Raw genomic sequence first — 18,615 nt, forward strand, 5'->3', positions numbered from 1 at the left:
CGAGGGGGGTCAGGCGGGTGCGACGGAGGGCTTCAGGGCTTCGCGCCGGACGCGGCCCAGCGCTGGATGAGGGAGATGAGCTGAGGGTCCAACGGACCATCCGCGGGCATGCGCTGGTCTCTCACCGAGGCGGTGATGAGGGGCGCATTCTCCTTCCATAGCTCGTACGTGTTGAGCGCCCGGCCGGGGCCGGTGGAGTGGCACTTCTCGCAGCGCGACAGGTAGATGGGCTGGATGTCCGTCGCCCAGCTCAGCGCCACGGTGCTCACGGGCTGGTAGTCGAACGGCACCAGGCGCCTGGCCTCGGTGCCATCCAGGAAGCGCGCGACCACGCCGAGCGCCTGACGACCGGCCTCCAGGCCCGCGAAGGAGTACGCCTTCGGGGTGCCGTCCGCCTCCTGGCCTCCCAGGCTGTACACCGGGCCTTCGCCCGTGGCGGGGAACTCCACGCCGCCCACCTGGAAGACGACGGCCTCGGGCGTCACGCCGGCGGGCATCACCGCGCGCACCACCAGCCCGTCCTCCACCACCTGCATGCCCTGGTGCAGGCCCGTCACGCGCGGCGCCGGAGAGCGGCTCACCGCCACCGTCTCACCGCCGAGCTGCACCCACGCACAGCCGCTCTCGTCCGCGGACAGGAAGCGGAACTCGCGCGTGTCGATTCCCTGCGCCAGGCCCCACTCGTTCGCGTCCGCGTCGTACAGGAGCAGCGCGTCGCTCGACTTCACCCACAGGAAGCGGCCCGACGCGAGCAACTGCACCGGCCGCTGCGGCAGGGACACCCGACGCCAGCCCTCCCTCGGCCGGCGCAGCAGACCCTGGTTGGTGAGCAGCCACAGCTCTCCGGAAGTGCCCAGTCCCGGGCCCAGTCCGGCCAGCGACTCCACCACCTCGCCCTCTTCAAGAGGAGCGCCCGCCTCGCGCACGTCGAAGTGCACCAGGCTGGTGGCCACCGCGACGTGCAGCTTGCCGTCGCGCAGGAACCACACGCCCGCGGAGCCCTCGGCCGTCGGGGCCGCCGCCAGCGCGGTGATTCCGGTGAGCGCCTCGCCGTTCACCTTCAACGCGGACAGCGTGCCGTCGCGGAGCTGGAACAGGCCCGTGGGGTGCGCCAGCCACACGGCGCCGTCCGAGGACTGCGTCGTCGCGGTGATGCCCAGGCCCAGCGCGTCACGCCACGGCGGGGAGATGAGCCACCCGGACTCGGCGAGGAAGAGGCCGTTCCGAGCCTCCACCAGCGCGCTGTGCGGCCCCATGCGGAACACGGCGTTGACGGTGCCCAGCTCGGCGCTGTTGCCCGGGTGGGGCGCGAGCGCTCCCAGCGAGCCGTCCAGCCGGATGCGGACGACGGTGCCAGTGGTGTTGGCGAAGATGCCGCCACCGGACTGGTCCGCGAAGCCCGGAGCCGACGCCAGCGCCGTCTTCGACCGGACCTCGACGGGCCGGAAGGAGACGGGCCGGGGCCGGTCCAACGGGAGCGATTCGTCGCCGCACGCGGTGAGGAGGACGGCGGCGCAGAGAGGAAGGAGACGAAGAAGAACGGGGGCGGCGGACCGCCCCTCGTCCATCTCCCGGAGGGCTCGGGGATGGGGGCGCATGCGGCTCAGGCGAGGATGGGACGAAGGGGATTCACGCGGGTGATGCTGTAGTCCAGGCCCGCCGACGCCAGCACCGTGGCGATGACGTGCTCGGGGAAGATGTTCTCACCCCGGGGGTCGAGCGCGCCGGTGCGCAGGTCGAACGTGCCCGGCGACATGCCGATGTCCCCGCTCTTGCCGAAGACGTAGTTGTGCTTCACGCCCGCGCCCAGGAGCATGCAGGAGTTGGAGATGTGGTGGTCGCGGCCGCCCGCGCTGTTGATGAGCGGCGTGCGGGAGAACTCTGAGAACACCATGATGGTGGTGTGGTCGATGAACTTCTTGCCCGACGGGTGGTCGCTCACCTTCAGGTCGTCCACCAGGCTGGCCAGCGCATCGAAGCCGCGGCGCTGGTTGTTCGCGTGGGTGAGCTGGGTGCCGAAGTGCGTGTCCAGGCCGCCCGTGAGGTTGATGGTGACGCACTGGGCGATGCCCTTCTTGAGCGCGGTGCCCACCATGGCGGCACGGCCCGCCTCGGTGTCATACCGGCCGCTCTGGTCCAGGCCGTAGGCGGCGCGGACGGCCGCCATCTCCGGGGTGTTGAGCTCGAACTTGAACGACTCCTCGAGCTTCTGGGCCATCACCTGCTGCATCTGGTCCCGGCTGTTCTGGTACGTGGTGCCCACGCCGCGAGCGCCGTAGGCGGCCTCCTCGCAGGTGATGGGCTGGCCCCGGAAGTCGACCAGCTGCTTCTCGATTTCGCTGTCCAGCATCTGTGAGCTGGGCTTGAGCGTGAGCAGCAGGTCGTCCTTGCGGCTGACGCGCAGCGCGTTGGCGTAGCCGGGGTAGCGGTCGTTGTACGACTCCACGTTGAACGCGATGTTGGAGATGGGCACGCGGGGCTTCATCTGCCCCACGATTTCCGTCGCCGTGGAGGAGCCACGCGCCGCGCTGCCGATGGGCATCTTCCCGGTGAGGAAGTAGCGGTAGCCCACCTCGTGGCCCAGCGTGTTCATGTTGATGCCGCGAATCACCGTCATCAGGTCGAAGTGCTCCGACAGCCTGCCCACCGCGGGCCCGAAGTCGATGTTGGACCGGCCCACGCCCGACTTCTCCGGGCGCAGGGGAATGGAGGAGAAGCGCGTGTCGTTGATGAGGTTGTAGCCGGGCAGGATGCGCGTCTCCGCCGCGCGGTCCGGGGTGAACTCGTCCGGGTCCTTCGGGTCGAAGGCGAGGAGCTGGTCCCAGCCGCCGTTGAAGTACACGAAGACGAAGCAGCGGTCGGCCGGGGCCAGCGCGGCCGCCTGCGCGAAGGAACGGAAGGGCATTCCACCCAGCAGCGTGGAGCCCATGAAGCCGGCCGCGGCCTTGAGGAAGGTGCGGCGCTCGGGACGGTGGTTCTCGTCGAGGCGATTCTTCTTCATCGAAGTCACTCCGAGCTTCAGTAGGTGATGAACCGCGCGTCGGTCAGCATGGCGATGCACGTCACCGCCAACGCATCCGCGCGCCGCTTGGCCGTCTCCGCCCGGGCCGCGGCCTGGGTGAAGAAGCCGGCCCACTTCGTCAGCTCCTCTCCTTCCAGGGGCGCACCCCAGAAGCGCAAGGAGTTGTAGACGAGGAACTCTCGCACCTGCGCGTCCGACAGCTTGCGCAGGTCATCCCAGGTGCCCGGCAGCGTGCGCGACAGCGTCCGCTTGGAGGCATCCGCCTGCTTCACCTCGTCAGCCGCCTGGGCGATGCACACGAAGCGCGCGCCATCCTCCAGGAACTTGGCGAAGACGAGGTTGGGCTCGGTGTTCTCGCTGGAGACCAGGGCGAAGTCGGCGCGGCCCAGCGACGAGGCGCGCGCGTCGATGCCGTCGCCACCGTTCACCCAGCGGCGGCCGACGGCCTCCAGGATGGCGGCGTCGAGCTGGGAGACGGTGAGGCGGCGCGGGGCCCGGCCCACGCTACCGCCCTGCTCTTCCGGGTCCGGCAGCGGGTCGAAGTCCCCGGGCTGGTGGGGGTTGGCGACTGGTTCGAGCTGCCCGTCCAGGGTGGGACCGGGCTTCTCCTCGGAGGACTTGTTGCAGCCGGCGCTCAGCGCGAGCAACGCGGCGGTCAGGAGCACGCGGCGCATCAGTCAATCCTCCGGTAGGCGTCGGTCGTCACCACGCGCTCGATGAGCGCCTTGAAGCGGTGACCATTCTTCGCGAAGTCACTGGCCAGCGGCGCCAGGTACATCCGCTGCTCCTCGGCCGTCATCGGGCGGCCCAGGAACTCGTTCCACACGCGCTTCACCGTGCAGCGCTCCAGCTCACCGGACTGGAACATGCGCTCGACGAGCAGCCGCGGGCCCGCCTCGATGTTCTGCTCCTCATCGGCCGTGCGGTACAGGTACGTCTTGAGCATGCCCAGGCTGCTGGCGCCGTCGCCGTCGTACGCCTGCATCACGTACTGGGAGCACTCGCCGCCGCAGTTGGTGTCGCCGTTGATGGCGCAGTCGCGGCACTTCGGGTCGAAGCGCGGGAACTGGTCCGGCGGCAGGAACTGCGCGGCGCGCTCGGCGTAGCGGCCCCAGTGGGCGCCGGTGGGCTCGATGGTGGCGTGGCAGTAGTTGCAGCCACAGCGCTTGGCCAGGTTGTTCTCGCGGTTGCACGCGTCCTCGGGCGGGGGCAGCGAGGCCTCCGAGCCGGGCACGAAGGTCTTGCAGAGGAACGCCTCGTAGAACTCGGCGACGCGGGCCCGGTGCGTGGGGAACCGGTAGAGGAACCCAGGGGTGGTCAGCACACCGGAGTGCGACTCATCCCGGATGTATTCCTTCCAGGTCGCGGCGTCGGTGTAGGCGATGGCCGGAATCGAATCCAGCGCCGCCGGCGCGGTGGCGCTGAACACGCCCACGCCCTGACGCTGCTTGTAGAACGCGGACAGGGTGCCGTTCACGAACGAGCGGCGCGTGGTGAGGATGTTGTAGTAGGGCTCGTCGCGGCGGACGACCGACTCGGCGATGCGCAGCGGCTCCTCGTTGAAGGCCGTCACCCGCGAGTCGTGGACGTTGCGCACGTAGAGCGGGTCCGTCGTCGCGCCGATGGCGCCCACGCCGCAGCGGCGCATGCCCTCGCCGCAGCCGCAGCTGCGGTCATTGGCGAAGCGGCCCGTCTCACAGGACTCACGCGTCCAGGGGTTCTGGTCGCGCTCCTGGGCCTCGATGGCGCACACCTTCACCGTCGTGGGCGCGCCCTCGGGGGCCCAGTAGCCGGTGGGCTTCGTCACGAAGCCCTCGCGCTGGATGCAGCCGCGCACCGGGGCGTAGGCGCCCTTGATGTTGTTGTTGAGGTTGAGGTCCAGCGTGCAGCGCTTGAGCGTCAGGAGGTTCGGCTTGGTCTCGGGAGTCGGATGGTCGAAGGACACCACGAAGCCGTTGGCGTCTGTCGTCTCCACCGTCAGCGCGGCGCCAGGCTTGCCTGCACCCTTGTCGGGCGTGCACAGGTACGACTTCACGGTCGCCGCGGCGCCGCGGTTGTCGCAGAAGTAGCGGTACTTCCCCCAGGCGTTGGACGCGGGCAGGGCGGCCAGCTCGGCGCAGGTCGTCACCGCGTTGGCCGTCGCGACCGCCAGCTCCGGGCAGCTGTAGTAGTTGGTGTCGTAGTCGTAGCTGACGGGCATGGGCACGCCCATGTCGTCGGTGCACTTGGTGCGCGGCACGGCCGTGAGCGGCGCGGCGTGCGGGTCCTGCATCGTCGTCAAGCAGGTGCTCTGCTCGATGTCGGAGTTGCAGGACTGGCCGTTGACGCCTCGCAGCGCCGTGGACGGATTGTTCGCGAAGCCGAAGGCGGCGGTGGTGCCGTTGCCTCCCAGCCGCGAGTTGCCGTTGTCGAAGACACTGGCGCTGATGTTCGAGCGGAGCAGCGCGCGGTGGAAGTTGCGCACGCGCGTGTAGAACGACTCGTCATTCATCATGGCGCGGACGTCCTCTTCGGACACCGAGCCCTTCGCCTGGACTGCCTTGTACTCCTCCCAAGTGGGCGTCCGACCGAGCAGGTCGAGCGTCAATTGCCGCAGATGTCTTTCGGGACGGACCTTCGCGACGACGGGCGCGCAGACAGCGGCCTCATCGGCGGAGGCTGGCAGAGCCAGGAACAAGGCGGCGCCAGCCAGGGTGGCAAGGCAACGCTCGCGGAGCACGGGGAACCTCCGTGGAGGGGGGGGTCGGGGGCGACCGTAACTGAGTATGCAAGAATTACCGGGAGAAGATCCAGCCGGGCTAACAGAATCCTTCATCCGACATGTCGGCACAGAAATGTATCGCTACTGTGTCGGTTGCATCGGCGGACGTGTCGCGGGAGATAGGGCGCATGTCGAACGCCACCTCTGCTCCGCTTCAGCCCCGAGTGAGCGACCGGGCTTTTTATGTCTTTACCGGCGTCGTCTCCACGGCGGCATTGGCATTCATCGCGTGGATTTTGATGGGCCGACGCAGCGGTGTGGAGGGCGTGGACTTGCGCTTCCTGCCGGCCGTCAATGCGAGCCTGAACGCGACGGCGGCGGCGCTGCTCATCGCCGGCTGGGTGGCCATCAAGCGCGGCGCGCGGCGCGTGCACCAGTACCTGATGGTGGCGGCCTTCGTGGCGTCGGCGCTGTTCCTGGTCTGCTACCTCACCTACCACTACGTGCACGGTGACACGCGCTACGTGGGGGACTGGCGCGGGCTGTATCTGTGCATCCTGGCCAGCCATGTGCTGCTGTCCATGGCTGTCGTTCCCCTGGCGCTGGTGGCCTTCTACTTCGCGTGGCGCAAGGAGTTCCCCCGGCACCGCAAGGTGACGCGGTGGCTTGCGCCCATCTGGGTGTATGTGTCGGTGACGGGCGTGGTGGTGTACTTCATGCTGCGCGGCGGCCTGACGTCCCTGTAGCGACGCTCAAGGCAGCTCGCGCCGGAGCCAGCGCTCGAAGGCGTCGAAGGTGTCCTGGGCGCCCTTCACCACGCGGTCATCGAACTTCGGGTCGGCCGCGTCCACGGACGCACGCGTGAGCACTTCGCCAAAGGCGCGCCACCGGGGACCCACGTCGTCTCCGTAGGCGCGGAAGAAGACGAAGTCGCCCGCGGGGGTGCCCTCGAAGTGGCGGCGCAGGTGCCGGAGGATGAGCTGGCCTCCGAGCGTGGCGCCCTCCAGCACGTAGCAACCCCCGAGCGCCTCGGGCAGCCCCGTCAGCGGCGGTGGCTCCGGGCACTTCGGCAGCCGCGAGAGCGAGGGCGTGTCATGCCCGAGCCCACGCAGGTCCGCCTCCAGCCACGGCACCTTCAGCCGCTCGTGCATGAGCAGGTCGGGCAGCGCCGGGGCCAGCACGGTGGTGAGCCGTGCCTCCACCGGGAGATGGAAGCCGTGGAGCGCCTCCAGGTGCCGGCGATAGCCTTCGAGCGTCAGCCCAGGCTCCAGCAGGCGCACGGCGGACTCGGCGCGCTCGTGGTGGGGGCGGGTTTCCGTCTTGAGTCGCTGCGGCAGGGACACGTTGAGAGCAACATGGCCTCACCCGGGCGCGGAGGGAATGGCCAAATGCCAACGGGGACCCCGGGGAGCCCCTGTCAGGAACGTGGGGAGGCGGCCGACCGGGGGCGCCATGCGAATCCTGACGTTGGACGAAGTCCCGAGTCACAGCTGGCCTTATCAATCCGCCGCGCCGCGAGGGGGCACTCAGACGGTGTGGTTTCCCCTGCTGCGCGGCACCGTGGACGCACTGCCGGACGAAGTCTCCGCGTTGCTGGTGCTCTCCGACCTCCAGGGCGTGGCCCCACACGCACTCCAGGACGGCGCGGTGGCGCTGCTCGGAGAGGTGCTCGCGGACGAGCTGGCAATCCTCGGGGAGCTGGGTGAGCTGCCGCCGCCGGGCACCATCGGCGTGGTGCTCGCCGGGGACTTGTACTCGGACGTGAATGCGAACGTGCGCGGAGCCTCCGGAGACGTGCGCGCCGTCTGGAGGGCCTTCGCGGAGCACTTCCGCTGGGTGGTGGGCGTGGCCGGCAACCACGACACGTTCGGCGGCGCGCGCGAGCAGGCCCGCTTCCAGCAGCGCCCCGGCATCCACCTGCTTGACGGAGACGTGGTGGACCTGGAGGGCCTTCGCGTGGGGGGCGTGGGCGGCATCATCGGCAACGCGGACAAGCCGGGGCGGCGCGACGAAACGGAGCACCTGCGACAGCTCGGCACGACGCTGCGTGAGTCACCGGAGGTGCTGGTGCTGCATCAGGGGCCGGACGTCGAGGGCACGCGCCTGCGCGGCAGTCCCGTCATCCGGGAGTGTGTCAGCGCGCGCGAGGGACTGCTGGTGGTCTGCGGTCATGCCCACTGGGTCACCCCGCTCGCCACCCTCCCCGGCGGCGTCCAGGTGCTCAACGTGGACAGCCGCGCCGTGCTGCTCGAACGCGCTCGCGCTTCGGCCTGAGCGCAGCGGTCCCCGGTCTCGCTGCCCCGGGAACCGCCTTCACTCCGGACTGTGACTCAGCGACAGAAGCCGTCGGACCGACAGGTCGCGGGAGGCGCGCAGGAGAGGCCCGAGCCGATGCAGCTCGGCTGACACAGACCGATGCCCGTGCCGTCGCTGTAGCAGAGATAGCCCGAGCGGCAGTCGCCCCGGCCGGTGCCCACCTCGCGAGAGCAACTGTCCAGACAGTTCTTCAAGCCCGACGTACTCACGACGTAGCACTTGGAGCCCGTGGGGCACGCCGCCGTGTTGCACACCATGGAGCAGTAGCCGCCGGGGAAGTTCGTGTTGCAGAACCCTCCCGGGCAGTCGGTGTCATCTCCACAGGATGCGCCCACGTCCAGCGTCGGGTCATCGTCGATGGGCGCCAGCGGGAGCAGGTCGAAGCTGATGCCGGGCGTGGAGGCGCCGGTCTCCACGTCGAGAGGCTCGAAGGAGTCGATGTTGCGCCAGAAGCCCGTGCGCTCGCCATCCTCGAACAGCTCGCCGTCCTCGTCGTCGTCGATGGTCGCCAGCACGTAGTAGGTCCTGGGCGCCAGCGCGAGGGAGTAGGCGTAACCACGCGACGCGCGCGCCACGGTGATGGCCTCGTCGGCCGCCTCCCAGTCGCCCGACACCGCGTCCTGCCAGACGAAGGCGACCACCGCATCCAGGTCGTCCGACGACCCCACGCCAATCTTCAGCGCCACCGTCGCGGAGCCCGCGGCGCCGGAGCCCACGAGGTTGAGCGTCACCACGTAGTCCCCATCCGTCAGGCCCGCCGTGTTCACCGCCACGTCCAGCGCCGTCGAGCCGAACGCGGGCACCGTCTTGGTGCTCCCGCCCGGGAAGGACACCGCCGACTGCTGGGGGCCCGAGACGGTGGCCGTCACCACGAGGTTGCCGCCCTGACTGCCTCCCACGTTGCTCAGCGTGAGCTGCTGCGTCGCGCTCTGCTGGAAGAAGAGCGTGGTCGTCGACACGCTCAGCTTGGGCAGCTCCAGCGTCGGGTCCGTGCTCTGGATGCGGCGCAGCGCCGCCTGCGCGTTGATGAGCCCCGCGCCACAGCCGCCCGTGCACTGCGCGGCGGGAATCGGCGTCGCGGTGGCCTTCAGCGCGCTCTCCGCCTGGGCCGACGTGAGGTCCGCGGTCAGCTTGGCCGCCGTCGCCGCCATCAGCGCCACCACGCCGGCCACGTGCGGCGCCGCCATGCTGGTGCCCTGGGAGAAGGCATACGCGGGCTGCCGGTTGTCATCCAGCACGGTGGACAGCACGCCGTCCGCGTACCCATCGCCGTTGAGGTCCTCCCGCATCTCTCCACCGGAGGCCACCACGTCCACGCGCGCGCCGTAGTTGGAGAAGCTGCTGCGGCGGCCCGACAGGCCCGTGGACCCCACGCAGATGACGTTCTCCTGATTGCACGGCGTGCTGTTGGAGGCGTCCACGTCCTCGTTGCCCGCGGCGACGACGATGATGGCGCCACGAGCGACGGCGGCGTTGATGGCGTCCTGGTAGATCGCCTGCGGCGGCGAGGCGCCACCCAGGCTCATGTTCACCACCTTGGCGGCCCTGGCCGGGCTCTGGGAGATGCCAGGCACGCTTCCACCGGTGGCCCAGGCGATGGCCGCCGCGATGTCGAAGCTGTTGCCACCCTTGGTGCCCAGCACGCGCACCGGGAGAATCTGCGCGTTCCAGGCCACTCCCGCGACACCGGTGCCGTTGTTCGTCACCGCCGCCACGGTGCCCGCCACGTGCGAGCCGTGCCACGACGAGCCTCCCTGCGGCTCATCGCCGCCTTCGTCCACGGGGTTCGGGTCACGACCGTTGCCGTCACCCGCGTTGGTCGGGTCGGCAATCATGTCGTAGCCCTGCACCACATGGGAGTTGAGGTCCGGATGCGAGACGATGCCGGTGTCGATGACCGCCACCACCACGCCGTCCGCGCCCGACTCGATGTCCCACGCGGCCGGCAGGTTGATGGTGGGATAGTGCCACTGCAGACCGTAGCCCTTGTCGTCGGGGACGGCCGTCTTGTACATGCGCAGGTTGCGGTCCGTGAAGCGCACGCCCGGCACCGCCGCGAGCCTGGACACCAGCTCGAGCGTCTCGCCCGCCGTCACTGCGTGGCCGTCCTCCGCCTCGAAGCCCACCAGGTGCAGGTGCTCGCTCGCGTACCCCTTGTGCACCGCGCGGTAGCCAGGGAGCGCCGTGGCGGACAGCACGTGCTCGGAGGACACGCCGGCCTCTTCGAACCGGACGACGACGTCACCGGGAATCGTCGCGTCTTCCTGGGGAATGCGCGCGAGCGGCGGAGGCCCCAGCGGCGCGGGGATGATGGGCAGCCCCGGGTCCGTCTGCTCCAGCGCCGCGCGACGCACCCGCTGCGCCTTCGTGCCGCGGAGCTGCTCCTTCAGTCGCGCCAGCACGCCCTTGCCGAAGGGAAGGCGGGTGGCCCGGGAGACGCCTCCCTCGGAAGACTGCTCGTTGCTGCGGAACGGCGTGAGCGTCCCCGCGACGGTGCCGGAGTCCGCATCAGGACCATCACCGGACTCGTCACACGACGTGGCCGAGAGCAGCAACAGTCCAACGAGCAATAGACGACGCATTCGAGAGAACCCCCTCCTGGAAATAGCGGAGGGGACCCTAACACCGAGAGTCCACACGGACGTCGATTCTCAGCTCGCTTGCGCCACCCCGCCGCCGCCCTCCGTGTCATCGCCAACGTTCTCCTCGGGCTCGTCCTCCAGCGCGTCCACGCCGCCCGGCACACCGTCCACGTAGGTGACGACGTTGCCCGGCATCGCGGGCACGCGCGGCCCCGGTGTCACCACGCCCGTGAGGTTGAGCGGGTCCACGCCGGAGAGCTGCACGCGCACCCCGGAGGGCGGCTGCCGCCGCACCGCGCGCGCCATGTCCACCGCCTCCGGTAGGGCGAACTGCTCACCGACGAACCCCGCCACGAAGCGTCCACCCCGCACCTCGCCGCGCGCCTCCATGCGTCGGTAGACGAACAGCAGCTCACGCCACGTGGGCGCCAGCGCCTCGCGCATCACCAAATCCCGCCAGACGATGCCGTAGCGCTGGAGGAACAGGCGCGCCAGCGAGTCCATCACCTCGTCGGACGTCTTCGGCTCCGCGGGCGCCAGCAGGCTCCAACGTCCCGGCCCTCCGCGCTGCAACAGCTTCTGGCGCTTGCGATGCGCCGGGCTCTGGAGCACGCGCAGGTTCTGCACCGCGTCCGCCGTCACCAGGCCGCGCGCCACCAGCTCCCACAGCGCGTCCTCGATTTCCGCCGGCAGCCGTCGCGCGCGGGACACCAGGTCCTGGAAGAAGCACGCGCCCCGCCGCTCCAGCACCGCCACCACGTCCTTGGCGGCCGCGCTGAGGTCCGGTGGCGTCCACACGTCCCCATCCGCGAGCACCGCGTGAGGCCGCGCCGCCGCGAGCATCCACTCCAGGTCCTCGCGCAGCGTGAAGGTCAGCGGAGCGTTGCGCGTGGGCGAGGCACGCGAGCGCGTGGGCGCGGGCACCTCCGGCTCCGGTGGCGACACGGGCGCGCCGCGACGAGGTCCCGGCACGGGCTTCGGCTGGTCCTTCATCGTCAGCCGACCCCAGGCCACTTCACCCGCGTAGCAGGCGCGCTCCAGCATGTCCGGCGTGTAGCCCCGCATGCGCGCGGGCAGGAGGAAGCGCTCCCATGCGGAGGCCGGCGCCTCGTAGCCTTGGAGCAGCCGCACCGCCTTGATGAGTCCCGTGGAGCCGCGCAGCGCGTCCACGTCCTCCATGTGGTGCCACCGGAAGAGGAAGCGCATGAAGTCGCGCCCGCTCAGTGGCTCGATTTCCCGGCGCAGCCGCCCCACCGTCATGCGGTGGATGCGCTGGAGCAGGCGACGGTCGCACCACTCCAAGGGCGGAGTCTCTCCCGGCGCGAGCGGTGTCTCCAGCGGACGGAAGCGGCCCCGCAGCACGGTGCCCTGCATCTCCAGCTGATGCATCGCCGCGTTGACCTCGTCCTCGCTCACCACGCACAGGCGCGACAGCTCCGCCACCGTGGTGGGGCCCACGTTCTCCATCCGCCCCCGCACCACCTGGAGCACCGCGGCCTCGCGCTCCACCGGCCGGTCATGCGCCAGCACCGGCAACGGAGGCTGCGTCACCGCGTCCGGGAACAGCACCCGCACCGCGCTGCCACGCTCGGCCGCGACGAGGAAGCGCCCGGCGGGCAGGTCCAGCCACGCCACCCGGCCCTGCTCGAACAACGGGGTCGCCAGTCCCTTCGGCACCTCCGAGTCCCGCACCAGCACCCACTGGAGGAGCATGTCGTGCAGCTCGTCCTCGTCGCGCATCGGCGGCGCGGCGTCCTCCACCACCGTGGCGATGGCCGTCGCGTCGAGTGCGCCGAAGGCCGCCGCGTCCTCGGCCGGAAGCGCGCGGCGCAGGGCCACGTTGCGCACGCGGCGCTCCTCCGCCGGGGCGTCATCCAGGAAGGTGTACGGCTGGCTGTGAATCATCGCGTGCGCGAAGACGCTCGGCTCCGGTACGTCACGGGCCTCCAGGCGGATGCGGCCGTCCTTCATGCGACGGAGCACCTCGCGCAGGCCCTCCACGTCCATGGCTTCGTGCAGACAGTCGTCCATCGTCTGCTTCACCAGCGGATGGTCCGGCAGCTCGACGTCGCCGCCGCCGTGGTTGTCCTGACAGCCCACCTGCGCCGGGAAGACGGCGGCCAGCAGGTCCTCGCTGCGCGCGCGCTGGAGGTTGGGCGCCACGCGCTTGCCGCCCATCATCCGGTGGAGCGCCAGCGCCCGCGTGGCGACCCAGCGGAAGCGCGTGCCGAACAGCGGCGACTGGAGCACCGCCTGCACCAGCACCTCTTCCACATGGTCCGGGTGCAGGAAGTCGAAGATGTCCGCCAGCGGGAAGGAGTGCTGCTCGCCCAGGGACAGGAGGATGCCGTCCTCCGTCGCCGCCGCCTGCAGCTCGAAGTCGAACGAGCGGCAGAAGCGCTTGCGCAGCGCCATTCCCCAGGCCCGGTTGATGCGACTGCCGAAGGGCGCGTGGATGATGAGCTGCATGCCGCCCGCTTCGTCGAAGAAGCGCTCGGCCACCACGAGCTGGTTGCTGGGCACCGCGTCCAGCATCTTCTTGCCCAGCCGCAGGTAGCCCAGCAGCGCATCCACCGCGGGCGGCGGCATGCGCAGCTCCTGCTCCAGGAAGCGGGCCGCATCGTCGCGGTTGAGCAGCTCTTCGCGCAGGCGGCCCACCTGGAGCGACAGCTCGTCCGTGCGTCCCGGGGCCTCACCGCGCCAGAAGGGCACGTTGGGCGCGGCGCCGCGCGCGTCCTCCACCATCACCGTGCTGCCCATCACCCGCTGAATCCGCCAGGCGGTGCTGCCCAGGAGGAAGACGTCTCCGGGCGACGACTCCACCGCGAAGTCCTCGTCCAGCGTGCCCACCACCTTGCCCTCCGGCTCGGCGGTGACGCTGAAGGTGAAGGTGTCCGGAATCGCTCCGCCGTTGGTGAGCGCGGTGATGCGCACGCCACGCCGGCCCTTGAGGCGCTGGTTCACGCGGTCTCTGTGCAGGTGGATGCCCGCGCGGCCACGTCCGGCGGCGATGCCCTCCGACAGCACCTCCAGCACGCCCTGGTACTCCTCCCACGTCAGGTCGCGGTACGGGTACGCGCGCTGGAAGAGGCTGAAGAGGGCGCGCTCGTCCCACTCCTCGCACGCGCACGCGGCCACCACCTGCTGCGCGAGTACGTCTAGCGGCTTCTGCGGGATGATCACCGCGTCCAGGTCGCCCTCGCGCACGGCGTTGAGGAGCGCGGCGCACTCCATCAATTCGTCGCGCGTCATCGCGAACACGATGCCCTTGGAGATGGCCGCCTTGTGGTGGCCCGCGCGGCCCACGCGTTGGAGCAGCACGGAGATGGCCTTCGTGGTGCCCAGTTGGACGACGAGGTCCACGTTGCCCACGTCGATACCGAGCTCCAGCGACGCGGTGGCCACCATGACGCGCAGCCGTCCATCCTTGAGCTTCTCCTCCGCGGCCAGCCGGATTTCGCGCGACATGCTGCCGTGGTGGGCCGCTACGAGGCCTTCACCCAGTCGCTCGCCCAAGTCATGCGCCACGCGCTCCGCCATCTTCCGCGTGTTGACGAAGATGAGCGTGGTGCGGTGCTCACCCGCCAGCGTCACGAGGCGGTCGTAGACCTGGCCCCACATCTCGTGGCTCGCCAGCGAGGACAGCTCCGCGTCGGGAATCTCCAGCTTCAAGTCCCACGGGCGCAGGTGGCCTACCTCCACCTTGCGGCACTCGCGGTGGGACGCGCCGGTGAGGAAGCCGGCGATGGCATCCAGCGGCTTCTGCGTCGCGGACAGGCCGATGAGCTGCGGGCGCGTCTCGGTGAGCGCCTTCAGTCGCTCCATGGACAGCGTGAAGTGGCTGCCCCGCTTGTCGCGCGCGAGCGCATGAATCTCGTCGACGATGACGGTGCGCACGCCGCGCAGCGTGGCGCGGGCGCGCTCGGCGGTGAGGTAGAGGTAGAGCGACTCCGGCGTGGTGATGAGGATGTGCGGCGGACGGCGCACCATCTGCGCGCGCTCGGACGCGGAGGTGTCACCGCTGCGCACCTGCACGCGCAGCTCACCCGGGGTGTACCCCTCCGCGCGGGCTCGCGAGAGCAGCTCCTCCAAAGGCTGGAGCAGGTTCTTCTGCACGTCGTTGCCCAGCGCCTTGAGGGGCGAGACGTAGAGCACCTGCGTGCGGTCTTCCAGGTTCCGCTCCAGCGCCAGCCGGAACAGCGAGTCGAGCGCGGCGAGGAACGCGGTGAGCGTCTTGCCGCTGCCCGTGGGGGCGGCGATGAGCACGTCCTGCCCGGCCTGGATGAGTGGCCAGCCCTCCACCTGGGGACGCGTGGGCTCGCCGAGTCGTTCGGCGAACCAGCGGCGGACCACCGGGTGGAAGTTCGCCAGTGCCGGGTGCGCTGCGCACTCGGCGGCGAAGTCGAGACTGATCTGCGGGGGCATGCGCACCTCTCCGTCAGAAGCCTGAACACAGGTACAGGCGGGCGTCAACGCGCACGCGCGGTGGGGAGCAGCCACTCCCACACGCTCCGCTCGGGTACTCCCAGACCAGGCGGCCACGCCATTAGGCTGGGGCAATGCGCTCACTCGTTCTTCCCTGGCTCGTCGTCGCGGCCTTCAATCTCGGAGCCGCTCCTCCCGAAGAGGCCGCGTCGGATCCGCTCGTCGAGCGAGTCCAACGCGCCTCCGAGTACGCCCGGTCCGGGAATGACGTGGCGGCCCAGAAGGAGCTCGCGGTGGCGCTCAAGGAGTCCCCCAAGGAGGCGAGCGCCCTCTTCGTCCAGACGTGCGTGTTCCTGGAACAGGGCGCGTTGCCCAAGGCGGAGCAATCCCTGAAGCGGCTTCGCGCGGTCGCCGCGAAGGAGCCGGAGGTTGTCATCCTCGCGTCCCTGGTGGAGCAACGCCGCCGTCAGCCGAAGCTCGATTGGCACGCCGCCTTCCTTCGCGCCTGGGCCCAGGCAGGGCGGCCCTCCTTCGCCGAGAGCCGCCTCCTGCTGAAGCCGCCTGCCTCGCCCATTGACCTCTGGGCCGAGTCCGAAGCCGCCTGGGAACGCATCGAAGCCACGGACGTCCGCCTCATCCTCGCGCTCTCGGGAACCCCGCTCGGCGGCCCTGCCCTGGAGTGGCTCGCCACGCACCTCGACGACGTGAAGGACCCTGTCCTCTTGCGCGCCGCGTTCGAGCACTTCCTGACCTCGGCCCGCCAACACCCCGAGGCGCTCGCGAAGGCACGCACCACGCTCAAGCCACGCCTCCAGAAACTCGCCGCCAAGGCCCCCCAGGAGATGCAGCTCCGGTTGCTCGTGCTCCTGGGAGACACCGACCCGAAAGCGCCCCTCACGCAGGAAGAGCTCGTCGAGCTGGAACGCATCGCCGCGCTCCCTGAGTATCGGACCGCCTCCGCCCTCCAGATGCACACAGAGGCCGTGCGGCTCCTGAAGCTGGCGAAGGTCTCCCGCCCGGAGGCCAGTGCCTTCTCGGCCTTCGTGGGAGAGCTGGCGCTCACCGGGCCCCACCGCCTCACTCAGCGAGCACTCGCCTCGGATGCGCTCTCAGCCGCGGACAAGGAGCGACTGGGCCGCGTGCTGTCCGCCATTGGCGAACGCATCGCCGAAGAGACCACGCTCGTGGAGTATCGGGTGGGCCTGCGCATGGTGATGCAGGGCGTGGACACGCTCAACGACGAGAAGCGTCAGCAAGAACTCGCCGCCGCACAGGGCCCCGCCATGCAACTCTCGCTCGTGACCCAGCCCCAGGACATGGACCTGTGGCCCCTCCCCTCACTCCGACGCGCGTGGCTCACCGCGTCGGTGGAGAACGAGCGGGAGCACCTGCGGGCCTTCCTCACGAAGTGAGCGCGAAGTGCCTCACGCCCCCGGAGCGGGAGCGGCCTCGCCCACCGGCATCAAGGCGGTCCGGCTCCAGACGATGCGGTACGTCGCCGCCGTGCCGTCGAAGGCGATGGGCTCCACCAACACGTGCCCGGCGCCCGCGACGCGCAGCGACTCCGCGAGGAAGCCCGCGGAGAAGTACGGGTTGTCCGCGGCCACGTCCTTCATCCACAGCGTGGCGGCGCCCTCGGCGGACTCCTCCACCCGCACCTCGTTGAAGTTGTTGCCCGCCCTCACGTTGTAGGGCACCCGCTCCAGCGTCCTCATGGGCCCCAGGCGCGTGACGAGCGACAGGCTGGCCCGCCCCACCGGTGTCTGCCGGAACCCCTGCAGGTAGCGCGCGCCCAGCGCCAGCCAGGCGTCCTTCGCCGGCAGCGACGGGAAGATGTCCTGCACGGCCACCCTGAGGAACGCGCGCCACTGCTCCAGGGAGTAGGCCGGCCGCAACCGCTCCGACAAATCCAGGCCCACGCCCTTCAGGCGCTGGCGCCCCTCCTTCGTCAGGTAGGGACCCAGGGCCCTCACGAAGAGGGCCTCCACGGACTGCGCGAAGATGAGCTTCTCGGGCGACATGACGGAAAGGTGGCAATGGCCCCCCGCAACGGCGAGCCATTCCGCATGTCAAACGTCAGGTTGTCATCATCACCGGGGCAGCCGCACCGTGAAGGTCGTGCCGATGGACGCACTGGACTCCACCGTCACCTCGCCGCCATGGGCGAGCAGAATCTGTCGGGTGATGTACAGCCCCAGCCCCAACCCCGAGGACGCCACCACCTCGTTCTGCACGGCCCGCGAGCCTCGACGCCATGCGGCGAAGACGTGGGGCAGGTCCTCCGGAGGAATCGGCGGCCCGCCGTTGTGGACGCGCAGCACCACCTCCCGCTCACCCGCCTCGCCCCACATCCGCACAGGACTGTCCACAGGGCTGTACTTCAGCGCGTTCGCCAGCAGGTTGCTGAACGCCTGCTCCAGCCGGTCCAAATCCCACGCGCCGCGCCCATCCCCGAGCACCTCCAACACCAGCATCCGGCCAGGGTGGCTGGCGCGCATCTCCTCCAGCGTGCGCCGCGCCACGTCGAAGACGTCGCAGTCCGAGGCCACCACCGGGACACCACCGCCCAGCCGCGAGCGCGCGAAGTCCAAGAGCTGGCGAATCATCCGGTCCATCCGGTCCGCGCTGGTGAGGATGCGCTCGGTGAGCGAGGACTGACGCTCGTCCAGGTTGCCCTTGCGCTTGAGCTGCTGCGCGGACATGGACATGGCATTGAGCGGATTGCGCAGGTCATGCCCGAGCATCCCGATGAACTGCTCGCGGAACTCCTCTTCGCTGCGCTCCTCGGTGACGTCCCGCGAGGTGGCCATCAGCGCGGCCACCTTGCCGTCCCCGTCCAGCGTGGGGGACAGCGTGAAGTCGAAGTGCCGGGGCCCCTGGTCCGTCGACAGGGTGATGGCGCCGCGCTGCACCTGTCCGGTGCGCAGCGCCACCTCCATCAGCCGGATGAAGGGCCCGAGCGACGGGTCCCTCGCCTCCCGCACCGACAGCGACTCGCCCGAGACGAGGACCTCGTGGCTGCCACGCGCCGCATACGCCGCCTGGTTCGCGAACAGCAGACGTCCCGTCGCGTCAAACAACGCGATGGGGTCCGCGGCGGACGCCATGGCCATGTCGAGCAGGCGTCGCTGGCGCTCCACCTCTTGCGACAGCGCGTGGACCTCGCGCTCGGCGCGGCGCAGCCGCAGCAGGGCGTGGACCTGGGCGACCAGCTCCTCGGGGTCCACCGGGGCCACCAGATAGCCATCCGCGCCGTGCTCCAGGCCATGAGCCCGGTCGCCCGGCCCCACCGCCTGTGCGGACAGATGCAGGACGAGCATGCCCCGGGTGCGAGGGGCGCGCTTCAGCCGACGACAGACTTCCAGCCCGCTGATGTCCGGCAGCCGGACGTCGAGGATGGCCAGGTCGGTGTGCTCGTCCGCGAGCACCAGGGCCTCGCCGCCAGTACTGGCTTCCACGACCTGGAAGCCCGCGAGCCCCAACACCCGGCTCGTGACATAGCGACTGGCGACATCATCATTGACGTTGAGGATGACCGGAGATGAAGGACTCATGAAGTACGGGGCAGA

General features: G+C 70.1%; 12 protein-coding genes. 3 read left to right on the forward strand and 9 right to left on the reverse strand.

Annotation, left to right across the window (positions count from 1 at the left end; translation table 11 throughout):
• Nucleotides 1-32 precede the first annotated feature (32 nt).
• The 4 genes from LZ199_RS18580 to LZ199_RS18595 are packed head-to-tail and all read right to left on the reverse strand — an operon-like array spanning nt 33 to nt 5,741.
• Nucleotides 33-1,598 (reverse strand): hypothetical protein, encoded by a 1,566-nt coding sequence (locus LZ199_RS18580; protein ID WP_253995054.1) that lies wholly within the window; start codon nt 1,596-1,598, stop codon nt 33-35.
• A gap of 5 nt (nt 1,599-1,603) precedes the next feature.
• Complete coding sequence (locus LZ199_RS18585; RefSeq protein WP_253995055.1) at nt 1,604-3,001, reverse strand: DUF1501 domain-containing protein; 1,398 nt, start codon at nt 2,999-3,001, stop codon at nt 1,604-1,606.
• A 17-nt stretch (nt 3,002-3,018) separates the two neighbouring features.
• Complete coding sequence (locus LZ199_RS18590; protein WP_253995056.1) at nt 3,019-3,696, reverse strand: hypothetical protein; 678 nt, start codon at nt 3,694-3,696, stop codon at nt 3,019-3,021.
• Nucleotides 3,696-5,741, reverse strand: a complete 2,046-nt coding sequence (locus LZ199_RS18595; protein ID WP_253995057.1) for a DUF1585 domain-containing protein — start codon at nt 5,739-5,741, stop codon at nt 3,696-3,698. Before LZ199_RS18595 ends, LZ199_RS18590 begins: the two co-directional genes overlap by 1 nt.
• Nucleotides 5,742-5,911: 170 nt before the next feature.
• Here LZ199_RS18595 and LZ199_RS18600 point away from each other — a divergent pair, with 170 nt between their 5' ends.
• The gene (locus LZ199_RS18600) at nt 5,912-6,469 is read left to right on the forward strand and encodes a DUF420 domain-containing protein (RefSeq protein WP_253995058.1); all 558 of its coding nucleotides are present in this window, start codon (nt 5,912-5,914) and stop codon (nt 6,467-6,469) included.
• A 6-nt stretch (nt 6,470-6,475) separates the two neighbouring features.
• Here the strand turns inward: LZ199_RS18600 and LZ199_RS18605 are convergent, their stop codons facing one another.
• On the reverse strand, nt 6,476-7,066 hold the full coding sequence (locus LZ199_RS18605) for a biliverdin-producing heme oxygenase (RefSeq protein WP_253995059.1): 591 nt from the start codon (nt 7,064-7,066) through the stop codon (nt 6,476-6,478).
• Nucleotides 7,067-7,175: 109 nt separating this feature from the next.
• On the opposite strand from LZ199_RS18605, the gene LZ199_RS18610 reads away from it, so the two are divergent.
• Complete coding sequence (locus tag LZ199_RS18610) at nt 7,176-7,997, forward strand: metallophosphoesterase family protein (RefSeq protein ID WP_253995060.1); 822 nt, start codon at nt 7,176-7,178, stop codon at nt 7,995-7,997.
• Nucleotides 7,998-8,053: 56 nt separating this feature from the next.
• On the opposite strand, the gene LZ199_RS18615 is transcribed toward LZ199_RS18610, so the two are convergent.
• Both LZ199_RS18615 and LZ199_RS18620 read right to left on the reverse strand, forming a co-directional pair.
• Nucleotides 8,054-10,621 (reverse strand): S8 family peptidase, encoded by a 2,568-nt coding sequence (locus LZ199_RS18615; protein WP_253995061.1) that lies wholly within the window; start codon nt 10,619-10,621, stop codon nt 8,054-8,056.
• Between the two features lie 69 nt (nt 10,622-10,690).
• On the reverse strand, nt 10,691-15,046 hold the full coding sequence (locus LZ199_RS18620; RefSeq protein WP_253995062.1) for a DEAD/DEAH box helicase: 4,356 nt from the start codon (nt 15,044-15,046) through the stop codon (nt 10,691-10,693).
• 134 nt (nt 15,047-15,180) lie between these two features.
• Here LZ199_RS18620 and LZ199_RS18625 point away from each other — a divergent pair, with 134 nt between their 5' ends.
• Nucleotides 15,181-16,458 carry a hypothetical protein gene (locus tag LZ199_RS18625; RefSeq protein WP_253995063.1) on the forward strand — a complete coding sequence of 426 codons (1,278 nt, stop codon included), beginning with the start codon at nt 15,181-15,183 and terminating at the stop codon, nt 16,456-16,458.
• A gap of 12 nt (nt 16,459-16,470) precedes the next feature.
• Here LZ199_RS18625 and LZ199_RS18630 read toward each other — a convergent pair whose 3' ends face one another.
• Both LZ199_RS18630 and LZ199_RS18635 read right to left on the reverse strand, forming a co-directional pair.
• Nucleotides 16,471-17,067, reverse strand: a complete 597-nt coding sequence (locus tag LZ199_RS18630) for a DUF2378 family protein (RefSeq protein WP_253995064.1) — start codon at nt 17,065-17,067, stop codon at nt 16,471-16,473.
• Nucleotides 17,068-17,136: 69 nt separating this feature from the next.
• Nucleotides 17,137-18,600, reverse strand: a complete 1,464-nt coding sequence (locus LZ199_RS18635; RefSeq protein WP_253995065.1) for a sensor histidine kinase — start codon at nt 18,598-18,600, stop codon at nt 17,137-17,139.
• Between the last annotated feature and the right edge of the window lie 15 nt (nt 18,601-18,615).

The sequence above is a fragment of the Myxococcus qinghaiensis genome, assembly GCF_024198215.1.
GTDB classification, from domain to species: Bacteria; Myxococcota; Myxococcia; order Myxococcales; family Myxococcaceae; genus Myxococcus; species Myxococcus qinghaiensis.

What these genes read in the sequence shown, in the direction of transcription:
- LZ199_RS18580 (WP_253995054.1), bottom strand. Translation starts at nt 1,598, where the DNA reads ATGCGCCCCCATCCCCGAGCCCTCCGGGAGATGGACGAGGGGCGGTCC.
- LZ199_RS18585 (WP_253995055.1), bottom strand. Translation starts at nt 3,001, where the DNA reads ATGAAGAAGAATCGCCTCGACGAGAACCACCGTCCCGAGCGCCGCACC.
- LZ199_RS18590 (WP_253995056.1), bottom strand. Translation starts at nt 3,696, where the DNA reads ATGCGCCGCGTGCTCCTGACCGCCGCGTTGCTCGCGCTGAGCGCCGGC.
- LZ199_RS18600 (WP_253995058.1), top strand. Translation starts at nt 5,912, where the DNA reads ATGTCGAACGCCACCTCTGCTCCGCTTCAGCCCCGAGTGAGCGACCGG.
- LZ199_RS18610 (WP_253995060.1), top strand. Translation starts at nt 7,176, where the DNA reads ATGCGAATCCTGACGTTGGACGAAGTCCCGAGTCACAGCTGGCCTTAT.
- LZ199_RS18615 (WP_253995061.1), bottom strand. Translation starts at nt 10,621, where the DNA reads ATGCGTCGTCTATTGCTCGTTGGACTGTTGCTGCTCTCGGCCACGTCG.
- LZ199_RS18620 (WP_253995062.1), bottom strand. Translation starts at nt 15,046, where the DNA reads ATGCCCCCGCAGATCAGTCTCGACTTCGCCGCCGAGTGCGCAGCGCAC.
- LZ199_RS18625 (WP_253995063.1), top strand. Translation starts at nt 15,181, where the DNA reads ATGCGCTCACTCGTTCTTCCCTGGCTCGTCGTCGCGGCCTTCAATCTC.
- LZ199_RS18630 (WP_253995064.1), bottom strand. Translation starts at nt 17,067, where the DNA reads ATGTCGCCCGAGAAGCTCATCTTCGCGCAGTCCGTGGAGGCCCTCTTC.
- LZ199_RS18635 (WP_253995065.1), bottom strand. Translation starts at nt 18,600, where the DNA reads ATGAGTCCTTCATCTCCGGTCATCCTCAACGTCAATGATGATGTCGCC.